16 protein-coding genes and 1 tRNA gene are annotated in these 15,742 nt (G+C 68.3%); 8 read left to right on the plus strand and 9 right to left on the minus strand.

The annotated features are described in order from the left end of the window. The first annotated feature begins 59 nt into the window (after positions 1-59). The 7 genes from prfB (at position 60) to ACY0MJ_RS12300 (ending at position 7,594) form a co-directional block, all read left to right on the plus strand. Positions 60-1,164 (plus strand): peptide chain release factor 2 gene (prfB, locus tag ACY0MJ_RS12270; RefSeq protein WP_462638744.1). Its coding sequence is split into 2 segments (ribosomal slippage): positions 60-140 and positions 142-1,164, totalling 1,104 coding nucleotides; the frame shifts between segments, so codons are not numbered across the junction. After that, on the plus strand, positions 1,161-1,829 hold the full coding sequence (locus ACY0MJ_RS12275; protein ID WP_462638745.1) for an HAD family hydrolase: 669 nt from the start codon (positions 1,161-1,163) through the stop codon (positions 1,827-1,829). Before prfB ends, ACY0MJ_RS12275 begins: the two co-directional genes overlap by 4 nt. Further along, on the plus strand, positions 1,822-4,464 hold the full coding sequence (gene pepN, locus ACY0MJ_RS12280; RefSeq protein WP_462638746.1) for an aminopeptidase N: 2,643 nt from the start codon (positions 1,822-1,824) through the stop codon (positions 4,462-4,464). Before ACY0MJ_RS12275 ends, pepN begins: the two co-directional genes overlap by 8 nt. 24 nt (positions 4,465-4,488) lie before the next feature. Then, positions 4,489-5,757, plus strand: coding sequence for a 6-phosphofructokinase (locus ACY0MJ_RS12285; protein WP_462638747.1), 1,269 nt, complete (start codon positions 4,489-4,491; stop codon positions 5,755-5,757). Positions 5,758-5,770: 13 nt separating this feature from the next. Then, positions 5,771-6,781, plus strand: a complete 1,011-nt coding sequence (locus ACY0MJ_RS12290; protein WP_462638748.1) for a class 1 fructose-bisphosphatase — start codon at positions 5,771-5,773, stop codon at positions 6,779-6,781. 21 nt (positions 6,782-6,802) lie between these two features. Beyond that, positions 6,803-6,878 (plus strand) — tRNA-Thr (locus tag ACY0MJ_RS12295). A gap of 413 nt (positions 6,879-7,291) precedes the next feature. Beyond that, a complete protein-coding gene (locus ACY0MJ_RS12300) occupies positions 7,292-7,594 on the plus strand; it encodes a hypothetical protein (RefSeq protein ID WP_462638749.1) in 303 nt (100 codons plus the stop codon). On the opposite strand, the gene ACY0MJ_RS12305 is transcribed toward ACY0MJ_RS12300, so the two are convergent. The 3 genes from ACY0MJ_RS12305 to ACY0MJ_RS12315 form a co-directional block, all read right to left on the minus strand. Next, positions 7,542-8,600: a tyrosine-type recombinase/integrase gene (locus tag ACY0MJ_RS12305; RefSeq protein WP_462638750.1), complete on the minus strand. Its 1,059-nt coding sequence runs from the start codon at positions 8,598-8,600 to the stop codon at positions 7,542-7,544. The genes ACY0MJ_RS12300 and ACY0MJ_RS12305 overlap by 53 nt on opposite strands. Continuing rightward, complete coding sequence (locus tag ACY0MJ_RS12310; RefSeq protein ID WP_462638751.1) at positions 8,597-9,733, minus strand: replication initiation factor domain-containing protein; 1,137 nt, start codon at positions 9,731-9,733, stop codon at positions 8,597-8,599. Before ACY0MJ_RS12310 ends, ACY0MJ_RS12305 begins: the two co-directional genes overlap by 4 nt. Before the next feature lie 206 nt (positions 9,734-9,939). Beyond that, positions 9,940-10,155, minus strand: coding sequence for a hypothetical protein (locus ACY0MJ_RS12315; RefSeq protein ID WP_462638752.1), 216 nt, complete (start codon positions 10,153-10,155; stop codon positions 9,940-9,942). Between the two features lie 379 nt (positions 10,156-10,534). On the opposite strand from ACY0MJ_RS12315, the gene ACY0MJ_RS12320 reads away from it, so the two are divergent. Further along, positions 10,535-11,095 (plus strand): DUF1439 domain-containing protein, encoded by a 561-nt coding sequence (locus ACY0MJ_RS12320; protein ID WP_462638753.1) that lies wholly within the window; start codon positions 10,535-10,537, stop codon positions 11,093-11,095. Between the two features lie 11 nt (positions 11,096-11,106). On the opposite strand, the gene ACY0MJ_RS12325 is transcribed toward ACY0MJ_RS12320, so the two are convergent. The 6 genes from ACY0MJ_RS12325 to ACY0MJ_RS12350 form a co-directional block, all read right to left on the minus strand. Beyond that, the gene (locus ACY0MJ_RS12325) at positions 11,107-11,505 is read right to left on the minus strand and encodes a bactofilin family protein (RefSeq protein WP_462638754.1); all 399 of its coding nucleotides are present in this window, start codon (positions 11,503-11,505) and stop codon (positions 11,107-11,109) included. A 156-nt stretch (positions 11,506-11,661) separates the two neighbouring features. After that, complete coding sequence (locus tag ACY0MJ_RS12330) at positions 11,662-11,967, minus strand: hypothetical protein (protein WP_462638755.1); 306 nt, start codon at positions 11,965-11,967, stop codon at positions 11,662-11,664. A gap of 123 nt (positions 11,968-12,090) precedes the next feature. Beyond that, positions 12,091-13,092 carry an FAD-binding oxidoreductase gene (locus ACY0MJ_RS12335; RefSeq protein ID WP_462638756.1) on the minus strand — a complete coding sequence of 334 codons (1,002 nt, stop codon included), beginning with the start codon at positions 13,090-13,092 and terminating at the stop codon, positions 12,091-12,093. 7 nt (positions 13,093-13,099) lie between these two features. Continuing rightward, the gene (locus tag ACY0MJ_RS12340) at positions 13,100-14,047 is read right to left on the minus strand and encodes a PdxA family dehydrogenase (RefSeq protein ID WP_462638757.1); all 948 of its coding nucleotides are present in this window, start codon (positions 14,045-14,047) and stop codon (positions 13,100-13,102) included. Then, positions 14,044-14,508, minus strand: coding sequence for an aromatic-ring-hydroxylating dioxygenase subunit beta (locus ACY0MJ_RS12345; RefSeq protein WP_462638758.1), 465 nt, complete (start codon positions 14,506-14,508; stop codon positions 14,044-14,046). The genes ACY0MJ_RS12340 and ACY0MJ_RS12345 overlap by 4 nt, the downstream gene beginning before the upstream one ends. Positions 14,509-14,510: 2 nt before the next feature. Next, on the minus strand, positions 14,511-15,740 hold the full coding sequence (locus tag ACY0MJ_RS12350) for a Rieske 2Fe-2S domain-containing protein (RefSeq protein ID WP_462638824.1): 1,230 nt from the start codon (positions 15,738-15,740) through the stop codon (positions 14,511-14,513). Positions 15,741-15,742: the final 2 nt, after the last annotated feature.

Consider the following 15,742-nt stretch of genomic DNA (forward strand, 5'->3'; position numbering starts at 1 on the left):
GCGCCCGGAGGGGCGCCGGACTTTGCGACAATCGCAGGTCGTTGAAGGAAGCAAGCAAAATGGAAGCAGAACGCATCAACCTGATCGGTACCACCCTGGAAGACCTGCAGGCCCGCACCCTCGAACTCCGGGGGTATCTTTGACTTCGATGCCAAGTCGGAGCGCCTGAGGACGGTCAACGCCGCCCTGGAAGATCCCGCGGTCTGGAACGACCCGAAGAAGGCCCAGGAGCTGGGCAAGGAAAAGAAGCAGCTCGACGACGTCGTGCTGACGCTGCAGACGCTGGAACGCGAGCTGTCGGACAACCTCGAGCTCTACGAGATGAGCAAGGAGGAAGGCGACGAGGCCGGGCTGGCGACCATCGAGGCCGAAGCCGCCAAGCTGGAGCAGACCGTCAAGGACCTCGAGTTCCGCCGCATGTTCAACCAGCCGGCCGACCCGAGCAACTGCTTCCTGGACCTGCAGGCCGGCGCCGGCGGCACGGAGGCCTGCGACTGGGCCGGGATGCTGATGCGCCAGTACATCAAGTACGCCGAGCGCAAGGGCTTCAAGTACACGGTGGAAGACGAGACGCCCGGCGACGTGGCGGGCATCAAGGGCGCGACGCTCAAGATCGAGGGCGACTACGCCTTCGGCCTGCTGCGCACCGAGACCGGCGTGCACCGCCTGGTGCGCAAGTCGCCGTTCGATTCCTCGGGCGGCCGGCACACGAGCTTCGCCAGCGTGTTCGTCTATCCCGAGATCGACGATTCGATCGAGATCGACATCAACCCGGCGGACGTGCGCGTGGACACCTTCCGCGCCTCGGGTGCGGGCGGCCAGCACATCAACAAGACCGATTCGGCGGTGCGCCTGACGCACATCCCCACGGGCATCGTGGTGCAATGCCAGGACAGCCGCTCGCAGCACAGCAACCGCGACGTCGCCTGGCGGCGCCTGCGCTCGCGCCTGTACGACTTCGAGATGCGCAAGCGCATGGAGGCACAGCAGAAGCTGGAGGACTCCAAGACCGACGTCGGCTGGGGCCACCAGATCCGCAGCTACGTGCTGGACAACAGCCGCATCAAGGACCTGCGCACGGGCGTGGAGATCTCCAACACGCAGAAGGTTCTGGACGGCGACCTGGACGCCTTCATCGAGGCGTCCCTCAAGCAGGGCGTATGACGGCGGTAGCGACGCTGGTGTTCGACATGGACGGCACCCTGGTCGACTCCATGCCGGCGCATGCCAGGGCCTGGGAGGTCTTCACGCGCCGCCACGGCATCGACCTCCCGGTCGATGAAGTCCTGCGCCGCACCACCGGCCGCACCGGCGTCGAATGCATCCGCGTGCTGATGGGCGACGACGTCCCCGACGCGCGCGCGCTGGAACTCATAGGCGAAAAGGAAGCGCTCTACCGTGACTTCTTCGCGCGGGACTTCCGGCCCGTCGCCGGCATCCGCGAGTTCGTCGCGCAGGCGCACGCGCGCGGCCTCAAGTTCGCCGTGGCCACGGCCGGCGACCGCGAGAACTTCGAGTTCGCCCTCGGCCGCCTGCAGCTCGCCCACGCGCCCGACGCCGTGGTGCGCGGCGACGAAGGCATCGCCGGCAAGCCGCAGCCCGACCTGTTCCTGGAAGCGGCGCGCCGCACCGGCACGCCGCCGGCGCAGTGCATCGTCTTCGAGGACGCGCCCTTCGGCATCGAGGCAGCGGGGCGCGCCGGCATGCGCGCGGTCGCGCTCTGCACCACCCACACGGAAGAAGAACTCGCCGGCGCGCACGTCGTCGCCCACGCGCGCGACTTCCGAGAACTCATGAACCAACACTTCCTGGAGAGCCTGCATGCGTGAAGGAACATCCAAGGTGATCCACCGGGCGGACTACCAGCCGCCGGCCTTCTGGATCGACACGGTCGAACTGGTGTTCGACCTCGACCCGGCCAAGACCCGCGTGCTCAACCGCATGCGCCTGCGCCGCAATCCGGAGGTGGTGCCGCAGCCCCTGCGCCTGGACGGCGAGGAGCTGAACCTGGCCCGCGTGCTCGTGGGCGGCCAGGGCACCTCGTTCAAGATGGAGGAAGGCCAGCTGGTGCTGGAGAACCTGCCGGAGGGCAACGAGCCCTTCGACCTGGAGATCTTCACCACCTGCGCGCCGGCGAAGAACACCAAGCTGATGGGCCTGTACGTCAGCAACGATTCCTTCTTCACCCAGTGCGAGGCCGAGGGCTTCCGCCGCATCACCTACTTCCTGGACCGGCCCGACGTGATGGCCAGCTACACGGTCACGCTGCGCGCGGACAAGCGCAAGTACCCCGTGCTGCTGTCCAACGGCAACCTGGTCGAACAGGGCGAGCTGGACGACGGGCGCCACTACGCGAAGTGGGTGGACCCGCACCGCAAGCCCAGCTACCTGTTCGCGCTGGTCGCCGGCGAGCTGGTGTGCCGCGAGCAGCGCATCGCGTCGCGCCTGGGCAAGGACCACCTGCTGCAGGTCTACGTGCGCCCCGGCGACCTGGACAAGACCGAACACGCGATGAATTCGCTGATGGCCTCGGTGGCCTGGGACGAGGCGCGCTTCGGCCTGTCGCTGGACCTCGAGCGCTTCATGATCGTCGCCACCAGCGACTTCAACATGGGCGCGATGGAGAACAAGGGCCTGAACGTCTTCAACACGAAGTACGTGCTGGCCAGCCAGGCGACGGCCACCGACACCGACTTCGCCAACATCGAGTCGGTGGTCGGCCACGAGTACTTCCACAACTGGACCGGCAACCGCGTGACCTGCCGCGACTGGTTCCAGCTGTCGCTGAAGGAAGGCCTCACGGTCTTCCGCGACCAGGAGTTCAGCCAGGATCTCGCGGGCGACGCCTCGGCGCGCGCCGTCAAGCGCATCGAGGACGTGCGCGTGCTGCGCACGGCGCAGTTCCCCGAGGACGCCGGCCCGATGGCGCACCCGGTGCGGCCCGACCAGTACCTGGAGATCAACAACTTCTACACCGTGACGGTGTACGAGAAGGGCGCCGAGGTCGTGCGCATGATGCAGACCCTGGTGGGCCGTGAAGGCTTCGCCCGCGGGCTGACCCTGTACTTCCAGCGGCACGACGGTCATGCCGTCACCTGCGACGATTTCGCCCAGGCGATCGCCGACGCCAACCCCGGCTCGCCGCTGGCGCAGCGCCTGGAGCAGTTCAAGCGCTGGTACAGCCAGGCCGGCACGCCGCGCGTGCGGGTGCAGACGAACTTCGACGCCGTCTCCGGCATCTACACCGTGGCGCTCTCGCAGTCCTGCCCGCCGACGCCGGGACAGGAGCAGAAGGAGCCCTTCGTGATCCCGATCGCGCTGGGCATGCTGGACGCCGAGGGCCGCGAGCTCACGAGCGGCATGCACGTGCTGACGCAGGAAAGCGAGACGCTCACCTTCCCCGGCTACGCCGCCGAGCCCGTGCCTTCGCTGCTGCGCGGCTTCAGCGCGCCGGTGATCCTGGAATACGACTACACGGACACCCAGCTGCTCACGCTGCTGGCGCACGACAGCGACCCGTTCAACCGCTGGGAGGCGGCGCAGCGGCTCGCGACGGCGCGCGCCCTCGCCTGCATCCGCGGCGAGACCGAGGTGCAGCTGGACGCGCCCTACGTCGAGGCCATGCGCACCGTGCTGCGCCACCCGGCGCTGGACGCCGCCTTCAAGGACCTGGTGCTGACGCTCCCGGCCGAGACCTACATCGCCGAGCAGCTGGACGTGGTGGATCCGCAGCGCGTGCACGCGGTGCGCGAGGCGATGCGCGCGCAGCTGGCGCAGGCGCTGTTCGCCGACTGGGAATGGGCCTACGAGGCGCACCGCGAGAACGGCGCCTACCGCCCCGACCCGGTGTCGAGCGGCCGCCGCGCCCTGGCCGGCCTGGCGCTCACGCACCTGTGCCTGGCCGCGCGCACCTCGGGCGACGCCGTCTGGCCCGGCAAGGCCTACCAGCGGTTCAAGGACGCCGGCAACATGACGGACCGCTTCAACGCGCTGGCGGCCCTGGTCACCAGCGGCCACGAGCTGGCGGCCCCGGCCCTGCAGCGCTTCCACGCGCTGTTCAAGAACGAGGCGCTGGTGCTGGACAAGTGGTTCGCGCTGCAGGCGGGCGCGCCCGACCGCGGCGGCAACATCCTGCCCCTCGTGAAGCAGCTGATGCGGCACCCGGACTTCAACATCCGCAACCCGAACCGGGCGCGCAGCGTGATCTTCAGCTACTGCAGCGGCAACCCGGGCGGCTTCCACCGCGCCGACGCGGCCGGCTACCAGTTCTGGAGCGAGCGCGTCATGGAGCTCGACGGCATCAACCCGCAGGTGGCGGCCCGCCTGGCGCGCGCCCTGGACCGCTGGAAGAAGCTGGCGGAGCCCCAGCGCAGCGCCGCGCGCGAGGCGATCGCCCGGGTGGCCGCCAAGCCGGATTTGAGCAATGATGTCAGGGAGGTGGTCTCCCGCGCGCTCGCGGACTGAGGCCGCCGCCCAAGGAGGCGTGCGATGGCGGGGAAGAAGAACGCGTTCTATGCCCAGTCCGGCGGGGTCACCGCGGTCATCAACGCCTCGGCCTGCGGCGTCATCGAGGCCGCGCGCGCCCACGCCGACCGCATCGGCACGGTCTACGCGGGGCGCAACGGCATCATCGGCGCGCTCACCGAGGACCTGATCGACACGGGCCGCGAGAGCGCGTCGGCCATCGCGCTGCTGCGCACGACGCCCGCGGGCGCCTTCGGCTCCTGCCGCTACAAGCTCAAGTCGCTGGAGGCCAACCGGCGCGAGTACGAGCGGCTGATCGAGGTCTTCAAGGCCCACGACATCGGCTACTTCTTCTACAACGGTGGCGGCGACTCCGCGGACACCTGCTTCAAGGTGAGCCAGCTGTCCGAGGCCATGGGCTATCCGATCCAGGCGATCCACGTCCCCAAGACCGTCGACAACGACCTGCCGGTCACCGACTGCTGCCCCGGCTTCGGCTCGGTGGCCAAGTACGTGGCGGTCTCCACGCTCGAGGCATCCTTCGACGTGCGCTCGATGGCCAAGACCTCCACCAAGGTCTTCGTGCTGGAGGTGATGGGCCGGCACGCCGGCTGGATCGCCGCGGCCGGCGGGCTGGTGGAGGACCAGGGCATCCCGGTGGTCGTGCTGTTCCCCGAAGTCCCGTTCGACCAGCAGAAGTTCCTCGCGCGCGTCGATGCGCTGGTGAAGAAGCACGGCTTCTGCACGATCGTGGTGTCCGAGGGCGCCCACCACCCGGACGGCACCTTCCTCGCCGAACAGGGCACGCGCGACGCCTTCGGCCACGCGCAGCTCGGTGGCGCCGCGCCCGTGGTGGCCGGCATGGTGAAGCAGGCCCTGGGCACCAAGTTCCACTGGGCCGTCGCGGACTACCTGCAGCGCGCCGCCCGCCACATCGCGTCGAAGACGGACGCGCAGCAGGCCTACGAGGTGGGCGCGGCCGCCGTGCAGCTGGCGCTGGATGGGCGCAACGCCGTGATGCCCACGATCGAGCGGCTGGCCGACGCGCCCTACCGCTACCGCATCGGCACGGCGCCGCTGGCGGAAGTGGCCAACCGCGAGAAGTTCATGCCCCGCGACTTCATCAGCGACGACGGCTTCGGCATCACCGAGGCCTGCAAGCGCTACCTGCGCCCGCTGATCGAGGGCGAGGACTACCCGCGCTTCGAGGGCGGCCTGCCGGTGTACGCGACGCTGGAGAACGTGGCGGTGGCGAAGAAGCTGCCGGCCTTCGATCTGCACGGGGCCGCATGACACAATGGCGGCAATGACCGCCAAGATCTCCCTCACCCGCTACCTGGTCGAAAAGCAGCACGCCGGCGACCGCGTCCCCGCCCAATTGCGCCTCCTGATCGAAGTGGTGGCGCGCGCCTGCAAGGGCATCAGCCACGCCGTGAACAAGGGTGCCCTGGGCGGCGTCCTGGGCACCGCCGGCAGCGAGAACGTGCAGGGCGAGGTGCAGAAGAAGCTGGACATCATCGCCAACGAGGTGCTGATCGAGGCCAACGAATGGGGCGGCCACCTGGCCGCCATGGCGAGCGAGGAGATGGAAGGCATCTTCGTCGTGCCGCACCGCTATCCGCAGGGCGAATACCTGCTGCTGTTCGACCCGCTGGACGGCTCGTCCAACATCGACGTCAACGTGAGCATCGGCACGATCTTCAGCGTGCTGAAGAAACCCGAGAACGGCCACGGCCAGGCCGTGACCGAGCAGGACTTCCTGCAGCCCGGAACGCAGCAGGTGGCGGCCGGCTACTGCATCTATGGCCCGCAGACCACGCTGGTGCTGACGCTGGGCGACGGCGTCGCCATGTTCACGCTGGACCGCGAGCAGGGCAGCTTCGTGCTGACGCAGGAAGGCGTGAAGATCCCCGAGGACACGAAGGAATTCGCGATCAACATGTCGAACATGCGCCACTGGGACGCCCCGGTGCGCCGCTACATCGACGAATGCCTGGCCGGCAAGGAAGGCCCCCGCGGCAAGGACTTCAACATGCGCTGGATCGCCTCCATGGTCGCCGACGTCCACCGCATCCTCACCCGCGGCGGCATCTTCATGTACCCCTGGGACAAGCGCGAGCCCGGCAAGCCGGGCAAGCTGCGCCTGATGTACGAGGCCAACCCGATGAGCTGGCTGGTCGAACAGGCCGGCGGCTCCGCCACCAACGGGCGGGAGCGGATCCTGGGGATCCAGCCGAAGCAGCTGCACGAGCGGGTGTCGGTGATCCTGGGGTCGAAGAACGAAGTGGAGCGGGTGACGGCCTACCATGCCAGCTGAGCCGCTATAATTGCGGGCTTCGCCGGAGTAGCTCAGTCGGTAGAGCAGCTCATTCGTAATGAGAAGGTCGGGGGTTCGATTCCTCTCTCCGGCACCACAATGAAAAACGGGGGTGGCTGTCACGGTCACCCCCGTTTCCACGTAGCCGTTTCGTAACCGCTACCCATTATCTCCAGGTCGAGCAGGCCCAGGCAAGCCCTGCACTCGCCCGCCCTGCCCTGCGACCCGTCCCCGCTGCATCGGTCGCGCCAGTCGGCCTTACGGCCTTGCCGCTTCGCTCTGGCACGCCCGCTGCCCGTCGCGGGGACTCCCTCCGGAAAAAGCCGGCTCGCCGCCAGACCTCGAAGACTCCCCCGTTGACCCCGCACGCGAGTGAGGGGCGCAACGGGGGAGTCTTTTTTTCGAGGTCCGGCAGCAAGCCGGCTTTTTCTTGACGCGCCACCAACCCACTCCCCCCCGCCCCTCGCCCTGCGAGGGGAGCGAGGAAGCGGCTGCTGAAGGAGCCGTCTGATGATCGCCAAGAACTTCCTGCGCTTCCCCTCTGCCATGGCACTCCAGCTGCCGCTGCCGTTCGGGACCACGCTCAAATGGGCCACCAAACGGCCCGGCTCGCGCGTGCTTCGTGCCATCCGTGCAGCCCGTGCGCGCGCCTTCAAGGCGGCCGGTCGCATCCGCCCCATCACCAAGCCCGTGACCCCGCAGTGGTGGCAGGACAGCGGCCGACGCGCCCGAGAACTCGCGGACCACGTGAAAGCGAATCTCATGGAGTTCGCTCACGTTGCGGGATTTGCGCATGCGAAACGACCGGGGTAGCGCGTGCGCCCAACAGCGCATCCAAGCGCGCCGCCGCAAGCTGCAATCCTTCCGGCGCAACATGCGCATAGCGCTCCACCATTGATTGCGTCTTCCAGCCTCCGAGCCGCTGAAGCTCATGGGTCGGCGTGCCCGCCTCCCGGTGCCAAGTGGCGAAGGTATGCCGCAGGTCATGCCAGCGGAAATCCTCGATGCCCGCGCGCTTGAGCGCATTGCGCCAAGCCTTCGTGTTCACCTGGACAATCGGCTTGCCTTCGTAGCTGAACACGTGGGTCGGGTGATCGCCCGCCCGCCGTAGCAGCACCTCCATGGCCATGTCGTTCAGCGGCACGCCGTGCGGCTGCCCGTTCTTGTGCTGGTCCGCTGAAATCCAAAGGTGCCGGCGCTCCAGGCTGACTTGCTTCCATTGCAGCTTCGTCACATTGCCCTGCCGCAGGCCGGTCGCCACCGAGAACACCGCCATGTCGCGCAAGTGCTCCGGCAGCTCTCCCACCAGCCGCGCGAACTCGTCCCGATTCAGCGCCCGAATCCGCCCGCCGCGATCGCGCATCATGCCGACTTTAGGCACATGGTCCAGCCATTCCCACTCGTAGCAAGCCCGGCGCAGGATCGCTCGCACCAGGGCCATGTAGCGGTTCACCGTTCCAGGCGTTACGCCCTTTGCGCGCTTCCCCCTGACTTCATCGAGCAGGGCCCGGTTAATGTCTGCCAGGGCTTTCCCCCCTAGGTGCGGGTGGAACCACCGCAGCATGGACTTGTCCCAGGCTTGCGTGCGCTTGTGCGAAGTCTCGGCCAGAAAGCGCTCGGCCGCCTCGTCCCAGGTCTTGCGAGGCTTCGCGCCAAGGTGGTTCTGCTCCCAGCGCTCCCTCTGCATCTTGTCGTGCAGCTGCTGCGCCTGCCGCTTGTTACCCGTTCCAGTGCTGAAAACCAGAGGTTTCAGCTCTCCCTTGATCGCCGGCAGCTTCGCCCACCAGTAGGGCGAGTCCTTCCGCTTGTAGAGGCTCATGCCGGCGCTCCCCGCTGCTGCCAGTCCAGCATTCCCGGATTGCGCTGCACGTGGTAGCTGTAGGGGTCGATACGAGCCGGAATGCCAGGGCGCTTCAACCGGTTGACGACCTCGGCATAGTCGCCGCCGACAACCTCCAGCAGCAGGTTCACCAGCTTGCCTGCGTGCTGCTTGGCGGTCTCCACCGCCTTATCGAATGCCACCTGAGCACTCTTCGTCACGGTCTTGATGACCGACTGGACCTCGCTCACGAACGCCAGACACGGATAGGCTCCGGCCAGGTAGTGCCCTGGGCGCGTGAGGATGTCATAGGGAATGTGGCGGTCCTGAGCGCGCCATTCGACCTCGACGCGCGTCCACTTGCTCACCGCGTCGCCGAGCTGCTTGCCCTTTTCGTAGATGCGCGCGTACTTGCCGCTGGCGCGATTGCCAATGGCCAGTGTGCGGCCCTTCGTTGACTGGTCACCATCCAACCAGTCGCCATAGAGCGAGTGCGACGGTTTGCGCCCGCCAGCGTTGAACCCGCCTTGCCTGTACTGCTGCTCTGCCCAGGCGATGCTGACAGCCCTGCCCTCAAAGTCGTCATACGCGGCATCGGCGCGCTTCAACACGGCCCGATGCTTCTCCAGCCACGCCTGAAGGCCGGCCCAATCGCTGACCAGGGCACACCCTTTGCCCATCAGGCTGAAATACACCCGGCCGCGCTGCGAGTCTCCACCCCATGCGACCAATCCTGCACCATCACCGAAGCCCGCAGACGAAGCGAAGCCAAAGAGGCCGCGCCGCATCTCCAGGCGCTCGATGGGCAAGAACCGCTGCATCTGCTGGAGCAACCACGTATAGGAAAGCTCCGCAGGTGGGATGACCGAAAAGGCAACGGCGTCAATGAACGCGCCTTCACGCGGCGCAGCTTCGACAGTGGAAAGATGCCGCACGGCAGTCACCCGCCGCCCCGCTGCGACGATCTGCACATCCTCGCCGGTGTCCTGGTCGACTCCCCACCACGCAGCCCCTGCGGCTTTGGCGTTCTTTCTCCCCGTGGTTACTACACGGGGTTCGTGCGGCGCGGCGCGTGCGGCGCTGCGCTGGCCCGGCCGCGCCGCGCCACCCTCGGCAAGTCCAAATGAAAGCATGCGAACTCCAATCGAATGGGGTTCGCTGTCGGAAGTGGTGAGACACGCCGCAGCGAACCCGGGTTAAGGGAGGTTCGCAACAGCATTCGGTTCTGATGCCGCGCCTCAGCCCACTTGGAGGCTCGCGAGGATTCACGGCGGGCGTTTTCGTGACCGGGACGCCATACCCGTGAGTTGCAGGCCGAATGCTACCGCGACCTACTCACTCAGCGCAAGCAAATCCAGCCGGCATCCACGCCATCTGGCGAAACATCGTCCACTGCCCGGAATGAGAAAACGATTTTTCGCATCGGCGCATCGAAGCGCACCAACACCCGGAAGCCCTCGCCCAACAGTCGGTCGAGGCCCTGCTCGCGCGCCATGCGCTCGCCTTCGCGCAACAGCTCCATACGAACGCGCGCCGGAAGTCGAGGCGGCTTCATTGCGCGCCCTCAGACCGCCGCATCCCACGGAACTCGGTTCCCACCGCCTCAACGGCGCGTGCCAGGCGCTTGGATGCCTCCAACCATACGAGAGCGTCACCGCGCCCTGCATCACACGACAACGACGCCAAGGCCTGAATTTCTTCGGCCAGCGCCTCCAGCTCAATCAACGATTCCATACGTAGCTCCGACGTAGCTTCTGACAGCTCATCGGCTACGAAACGGGGCATCGCCTTCGAGAGAGAGGTCTTCCCGGTGGCCTTCGTAATGAGAAGGTCGGGGGTTCGATTCCTCTCTCCGGCACCAGGACCACAAGGAAAGCCCGCCACGACGCTCGTGGCGGGCTTTTTGTTTCCCGAGCCCGGGCCAGAATGGGGCCATGCACCGACGGCTCCTGACCTTCGCGATCGCCGCCTGGCCCGCCGTGCGCTCGTTCGCCCAGCCGCAGGCGCCGCGACCGCATCGCAAGATCCCGGCTTCGCAGCTGTTCGAGGCGCTGTCTGCCCGCTTTCCCCTGCGCCTCACCGCGCCTGGCCTGCTGCAGCTCGAACTCAGCGCCCCGGCCCTTCTGCTGGCCCCGACGCGCAACAAGATCGGCGCCGCCTTGCAACTGGAGCTCGCGGGCCCTGCCCTGCGCGACCGGGTGCGCGGGCAGGCGGACCTGCTCTTCGCCTTGCGCTACGAAGCGTCGGATCGCACGCTGCGGGGAACGGACCCGGAGGTGGACAGCGTGCGGCTGCCGGGACTTGCGCCGGACGTCGCCGATGCCATCGAGAGCATGGCGCGGCCCCTGCTCGCCGGCATCCCCGGCGAGGTAGTCCTGCACCGCTTCACGCAACGCGAACTCGCATTGCCCGACACGATGGGACTGGAGCCCGGCACGCTGACCGTGCTCGAGGACGGCGTCGAGATCGAATTCCGCCAGAAGCTACGGCCCTGAGGCCGCGCGCCTCAGCCGGCCTTCGCCGCCAGCCGGATCAGCGGCTTCTCTTCGTCCGCCATGGCCAGCGGCCGCAGCTGGCCGAGGATGGTGGCCCCCTGCTGCATCTCCAGGGCCGCGTACTGGACGTCGCCCTCGATCCTGGCGCGGGACTGCAGTTCCAGCACTTCGCGCGCCTCCACGGGGCCGTTGACCGTGCCGTTGATGATGACGTGGTCGGCCTTGAGGCCGCCCTGCACCACGGCGCCCTCGGAGATCACCAGCAGGCTGCCGCCGCCGCCCTTGCCGTGGATGGCGCCGAGCACCTCGCCGTCGACCCGCAGGCCGTCTTCGAAGCTCATGTCGCCTTCCACGCGCGTGCCTTGCGCGATCAGGCTCTTGATGGCGGTATGGTCTTTCTTGCCGAACATTGCGGATGACTCCTTCAGGTGGGGTCCGCCGAGGCGGAGCAATGAAGAGCATCCTGCGCCGCCGGCAAGCGGCATGGAGTCAGCCATGGCGGAACCTGGCGTCGGACAGCGGCTGAACGTGCTCTGCCGCGGGGCCTGGCAGGGCCCAGCCCTGCTTCACGCCTGCTCGACGGGCAGGAGGTCGCTGGCCCACCAGCCGTCCGTGGCCGGGACCACGAAGAGCCGGGCGTTCCGGCCGGCGGCGGCCACGGCCTCCTTCGCTCGCGCGCCCACTTCGGCGGACCGGAGCTCGGCATCCAGGATGTACGTCCCTTCGGGCAGCCACCGCTCGCCCGAAGAGGTCCACGGGCACGAGCGCGCGAAACCCCGATCCTGCATCTGCCTGTGCAGCTCTTCGTCGATGGGACGGGCGTCTGCGCTCGGGGGGTCGATGAGTTCGACCCGGACGACGAACTTGGTCACGGTAGCTCCAGCGAATGGCGGCCGGCCAGCTTAGGGCCTGCGTGCCGTGCGGTCCCGTCGATCCCGCGATGTCCGGACGCCAGGGGACAAATCCGCGCATCTCGGACGCCAGGCACCCCGCAACTAGGTCGCCGCCGGCCCAGGCACGAACACGTCGCTGAAGAAGTGATGCGGGTCCAGGCCCCGTTCCTCCACGCACACCTTGCGCACGGCCGCCACCATCACGGGCGAGCCGCAGCAATAGACCTCGTGCCCGGCCAGCGAGTCCGGGGCCTGCGCACGCAGCGCGGCGTCGACCCGTCCATGAAATCCGCCCAGCGCCTGCGCATCCGCGGCGTCCTCCACCACGGGCACGAAGCTGAACTGCGGCCACAGCTTCTTCCAGCGCTCCACCGCCGCCGGCAGGTAGATGCCGTCGCGGTTGCGGCCACCCCAGAGCAGCGTCACCGGCCGGCGGACGCCCTTCTTCACCATGTCGTCCAGCAGCGACTTCACCGGGGCGAAGCCCGTGCCGCCCACCACGCACAGCATGGGTGCCGTGGACTCCTCGCGCAGCTCGAAATTGCCGAAGGGCAGCTCGAGCTGGAGCGTGTCGCCGCTCTTCAGGCGGGGAACGATCTGCGTGAACTGCCCGCCGGGCACGTGGCGGATGTGCAGCTGGATCGTGTCGCTCTCGTGCGGCGGGTTCGCCATCGAGTAGGAGCGGCGGCTGCCGTCAGGCAGCGCCACCTGCAGGTACTGGCCCGCCTTGAACTTGGCGCGCTGCCCCGCGGGCAGGCGCAGCTGCAGCACGCTCACGTCGGGCGCCGCCAGCGTGTTGCGGAACACCTTGGCGGTGAAGGTCTTGCGTGCCGCGGGGTCGAAGCGGTGCCAGGCCTCGGGCACGATCTCCAGGTCGCCTTGCGGCACGCACTGGCAGTAAAGGACCTGGCCGGCCGGCGTCGCCTCGCTGGGCGGGCACTGCACCTCGCCCGCGCGCACGCCGCCGGCGCAGTTGCCGCAGACGCCCTTGCGGCAGGAGTACGGCATCTCGATGCCCGCCTTCAGGGCGGCGTCGAGGATGTTCTGCCCGGGGTCGCAGGCAAAGCGGACGTCGCTGTCCGCGATGTGGATGTCGAAAGCCATCGTGTTCTCAGGAGATGCCGCCGACGAGGCGCAGGCTGCGCAGCAGCGCGTCGGGGCGCGCCGTGCCGGTGCCGGCGATGTCCATCGCGCTGCCGTGGCCCGTGCTGGCCAGCAGCACGTCGGCGCCGATCGACATCGCGCTGGCCGCCTGCGGCGCCAGCAGTTTCACGGGGATGTGGCCCTGATCGTGCAGCATGGCCACGTACAGGTCGTGCCCGCGGTCGGCCAGCAGCACGTCGGCGCCCTGCGGGCCGGTGACGTCGAGGCCGGCTTCGTGCAGCACGCGCACGGCCGGAACCACGCGTTCGGCGTCCTCCGGTCCGAACAGCGTACCCTCGGACGCGTGGGGATTGATGCCGAACAGCGCCACGCGCGGCTGCGCCAGGCCCATCATGCGGCAGCCGCGCACGCCCGCCTGCGTCGCCGCGGCGACCAGCTCGGGGGTGATGCGCGCCAGTGCGGTGGCCACGCTCTCGTGCAGCGTCACGTGCACGATGCGCAGGCCTCCGCCGACCAGCAGCAGGAAGACGCTGTGTTCCGGCTGGCCGCAGACGCGCGCCACCAGCGAGGGGTAGCCGCTGAAGGGAATGCCGGCCCGGTGGATGGCCGTCTCGTGGTGCGGGCCCGCGACCACCGCGTCGAATTCGCCGGCGCGGCAGGCTTCTATCGCCGCCGTCGCCGCCGCCACCGCGCTCGCGCCCGCCTCGGCGTTCACTTCGCCGAAGCGCCTGGCGCCCGCCGGCAAGGCACCGGCCGGACGCAGGTCGATCGCACGCAGCACGTCCTGCGTGCCGGTCGCGGCGGCCGCCGCCTCCAGCACCTCCGGCGGACCGAAGACGGAGATGCGCAGGCTGTCCTCGCCGCGCAGTTCGCGCAGCGCCTTCAGCACGATCTCCGGCCCGATGCCGTTCGGATCGCCGGTGGACAGCGCGATGCGGCGGACGGGCGGGGTCACAGCGGAAGGGCCAGCAGCGTGTCGGTGACGTTGCTGTCGCAGATCGCGACGCGTTCGGCCAGCAGCAGCTTGCCGCCCTCCTTCACGAAGCGGTCGCTGTATTCGCCCGTCGCGAACAGCATGGTCTCGCCGGTGGCCATGATGCGCGCCACCATGAAGGGCGTGCGCGCGGTCGCCCCCTTGTCATCGGCGGACTCCACCAGCGGGATGCCCAGCAGGTGGCGGTAGCGGTGGCGCTCGTAGATGTTCGCCTCGCGCAGCGCGGCGACGCGGTCTTCCAGCATGGCGCGGGAGTCCGCGTAGACGATGCCCGCGGGCAGGCCTTCGCGTTCGTTCTCCACGTTGGTGATGCGGTAGCGGCAGTCCGCGGCGAAGAAGGCCGGCCATTGCTCCAGCGCATCGGTGTCGATCGCGCGCGCATAGGCGGCGTTGAAGGCGCACAGCGCCAGGGTGTCGATCATGCTCAGGCTCCCATGTGCGCGCGGTAGGCCTTCCAGAAGCCGCGCACCGAAGTCTCGGTGGCACGCCCTTCGCTGGACTCCACGCCGTCGCCGCCCATCTCGATCACCGCCTCCAGCCCCTGCGCGCCGGCGATGCCGCGCTGCACGAAGCCGCCGACGGCGCCGTCCTCCATGGAGATGAAGCCGGCCGGCCCCACCAGGTTCAGCTGCTTCAGGCGGATGGCACGCTGCTCGGGCGTGTCGTCGGCATAGCCGATGTAGGTCCAGTTCAGCTCGGTGCGGTCCAGGTCCTTGGGCAGCACCTGGCGCACGGCCAGGCAGTTCTGGATCTGCTGCAGCACGAAGCCGGGGAAGACCGAGAGGATCTGCAGCGTGACGCCGTCACCGAACTCCTCGAAGCCAGCCAGCAGGCTCGGATCCTTCAGCCGGTAGTTCTCGGTGTCGGTGCGCAGGCCCTGTTCCTTGTACGAGGCGTCGGCCGCGGCCGGATCGATCATCGAGAAGCTGACGTGGTGGCCGCCGCTCTCGTCGACGATCACGCCGCCCTTCTGGGAGAGCCGGTTGAGCTCGAAGGTCGTGAAGAACAGGTGCAGCAGGCTCGCGTGGTAGCTGTCCCTGACGTTCTCCACGTACAGCTTCCAGTTGTTCGGCAGCGCCTGCGTGAAGCGGCCGATCACCTGCACCGGCTTGTGCAGCACGCGCTCGATGCGGGTGCAGATCTCGTCGCCGAGGTATTCCTCGATCGAGGGCACGTCGTCGCTGAAGCTGCCGAACACCAGGCCGCAATACACCGCCACGCGCAGCTTGCGCGGGCCGTGTTCTTCCTTGCAGAAGCTGGCGGGCATGCCGCCCTTGCCCTTGACGCCCTTCTCGAAGGCCACGCCGGTCAGGTCGCCCTGCAGGTTGTAGCTCCAGGCGTGGTAGACGCACTGGAAGTTGTCCGCCCTGCCCGACTTCTCCAGCGCGATCAGCGCGCCGCGGTGGGCGCAACGGTTCTCGAAGGCGTAGATCTCGCCGTCGACGTCCTTGACCACCACCACCGGGGTCTCGCCGACGAAGGTCGTGCGGTAGCTGCCCGCCTCGGGCAGTTCCGCGTCGAGGCACAGGTAGTTCCAGGTCGCGCCGCGGAAAACGCGCTCCTGCTCCTGGCGCGCGACGTCGCCGTCCGTGTACAAATCGAAGGGAACGCGGGTGAGTTCCGGCCCGCGCCAATGGATCGTCTGTTCCTGCATGC

The organism is Ramlibacter sp. bp-362 (assembly GCF_054956735.1).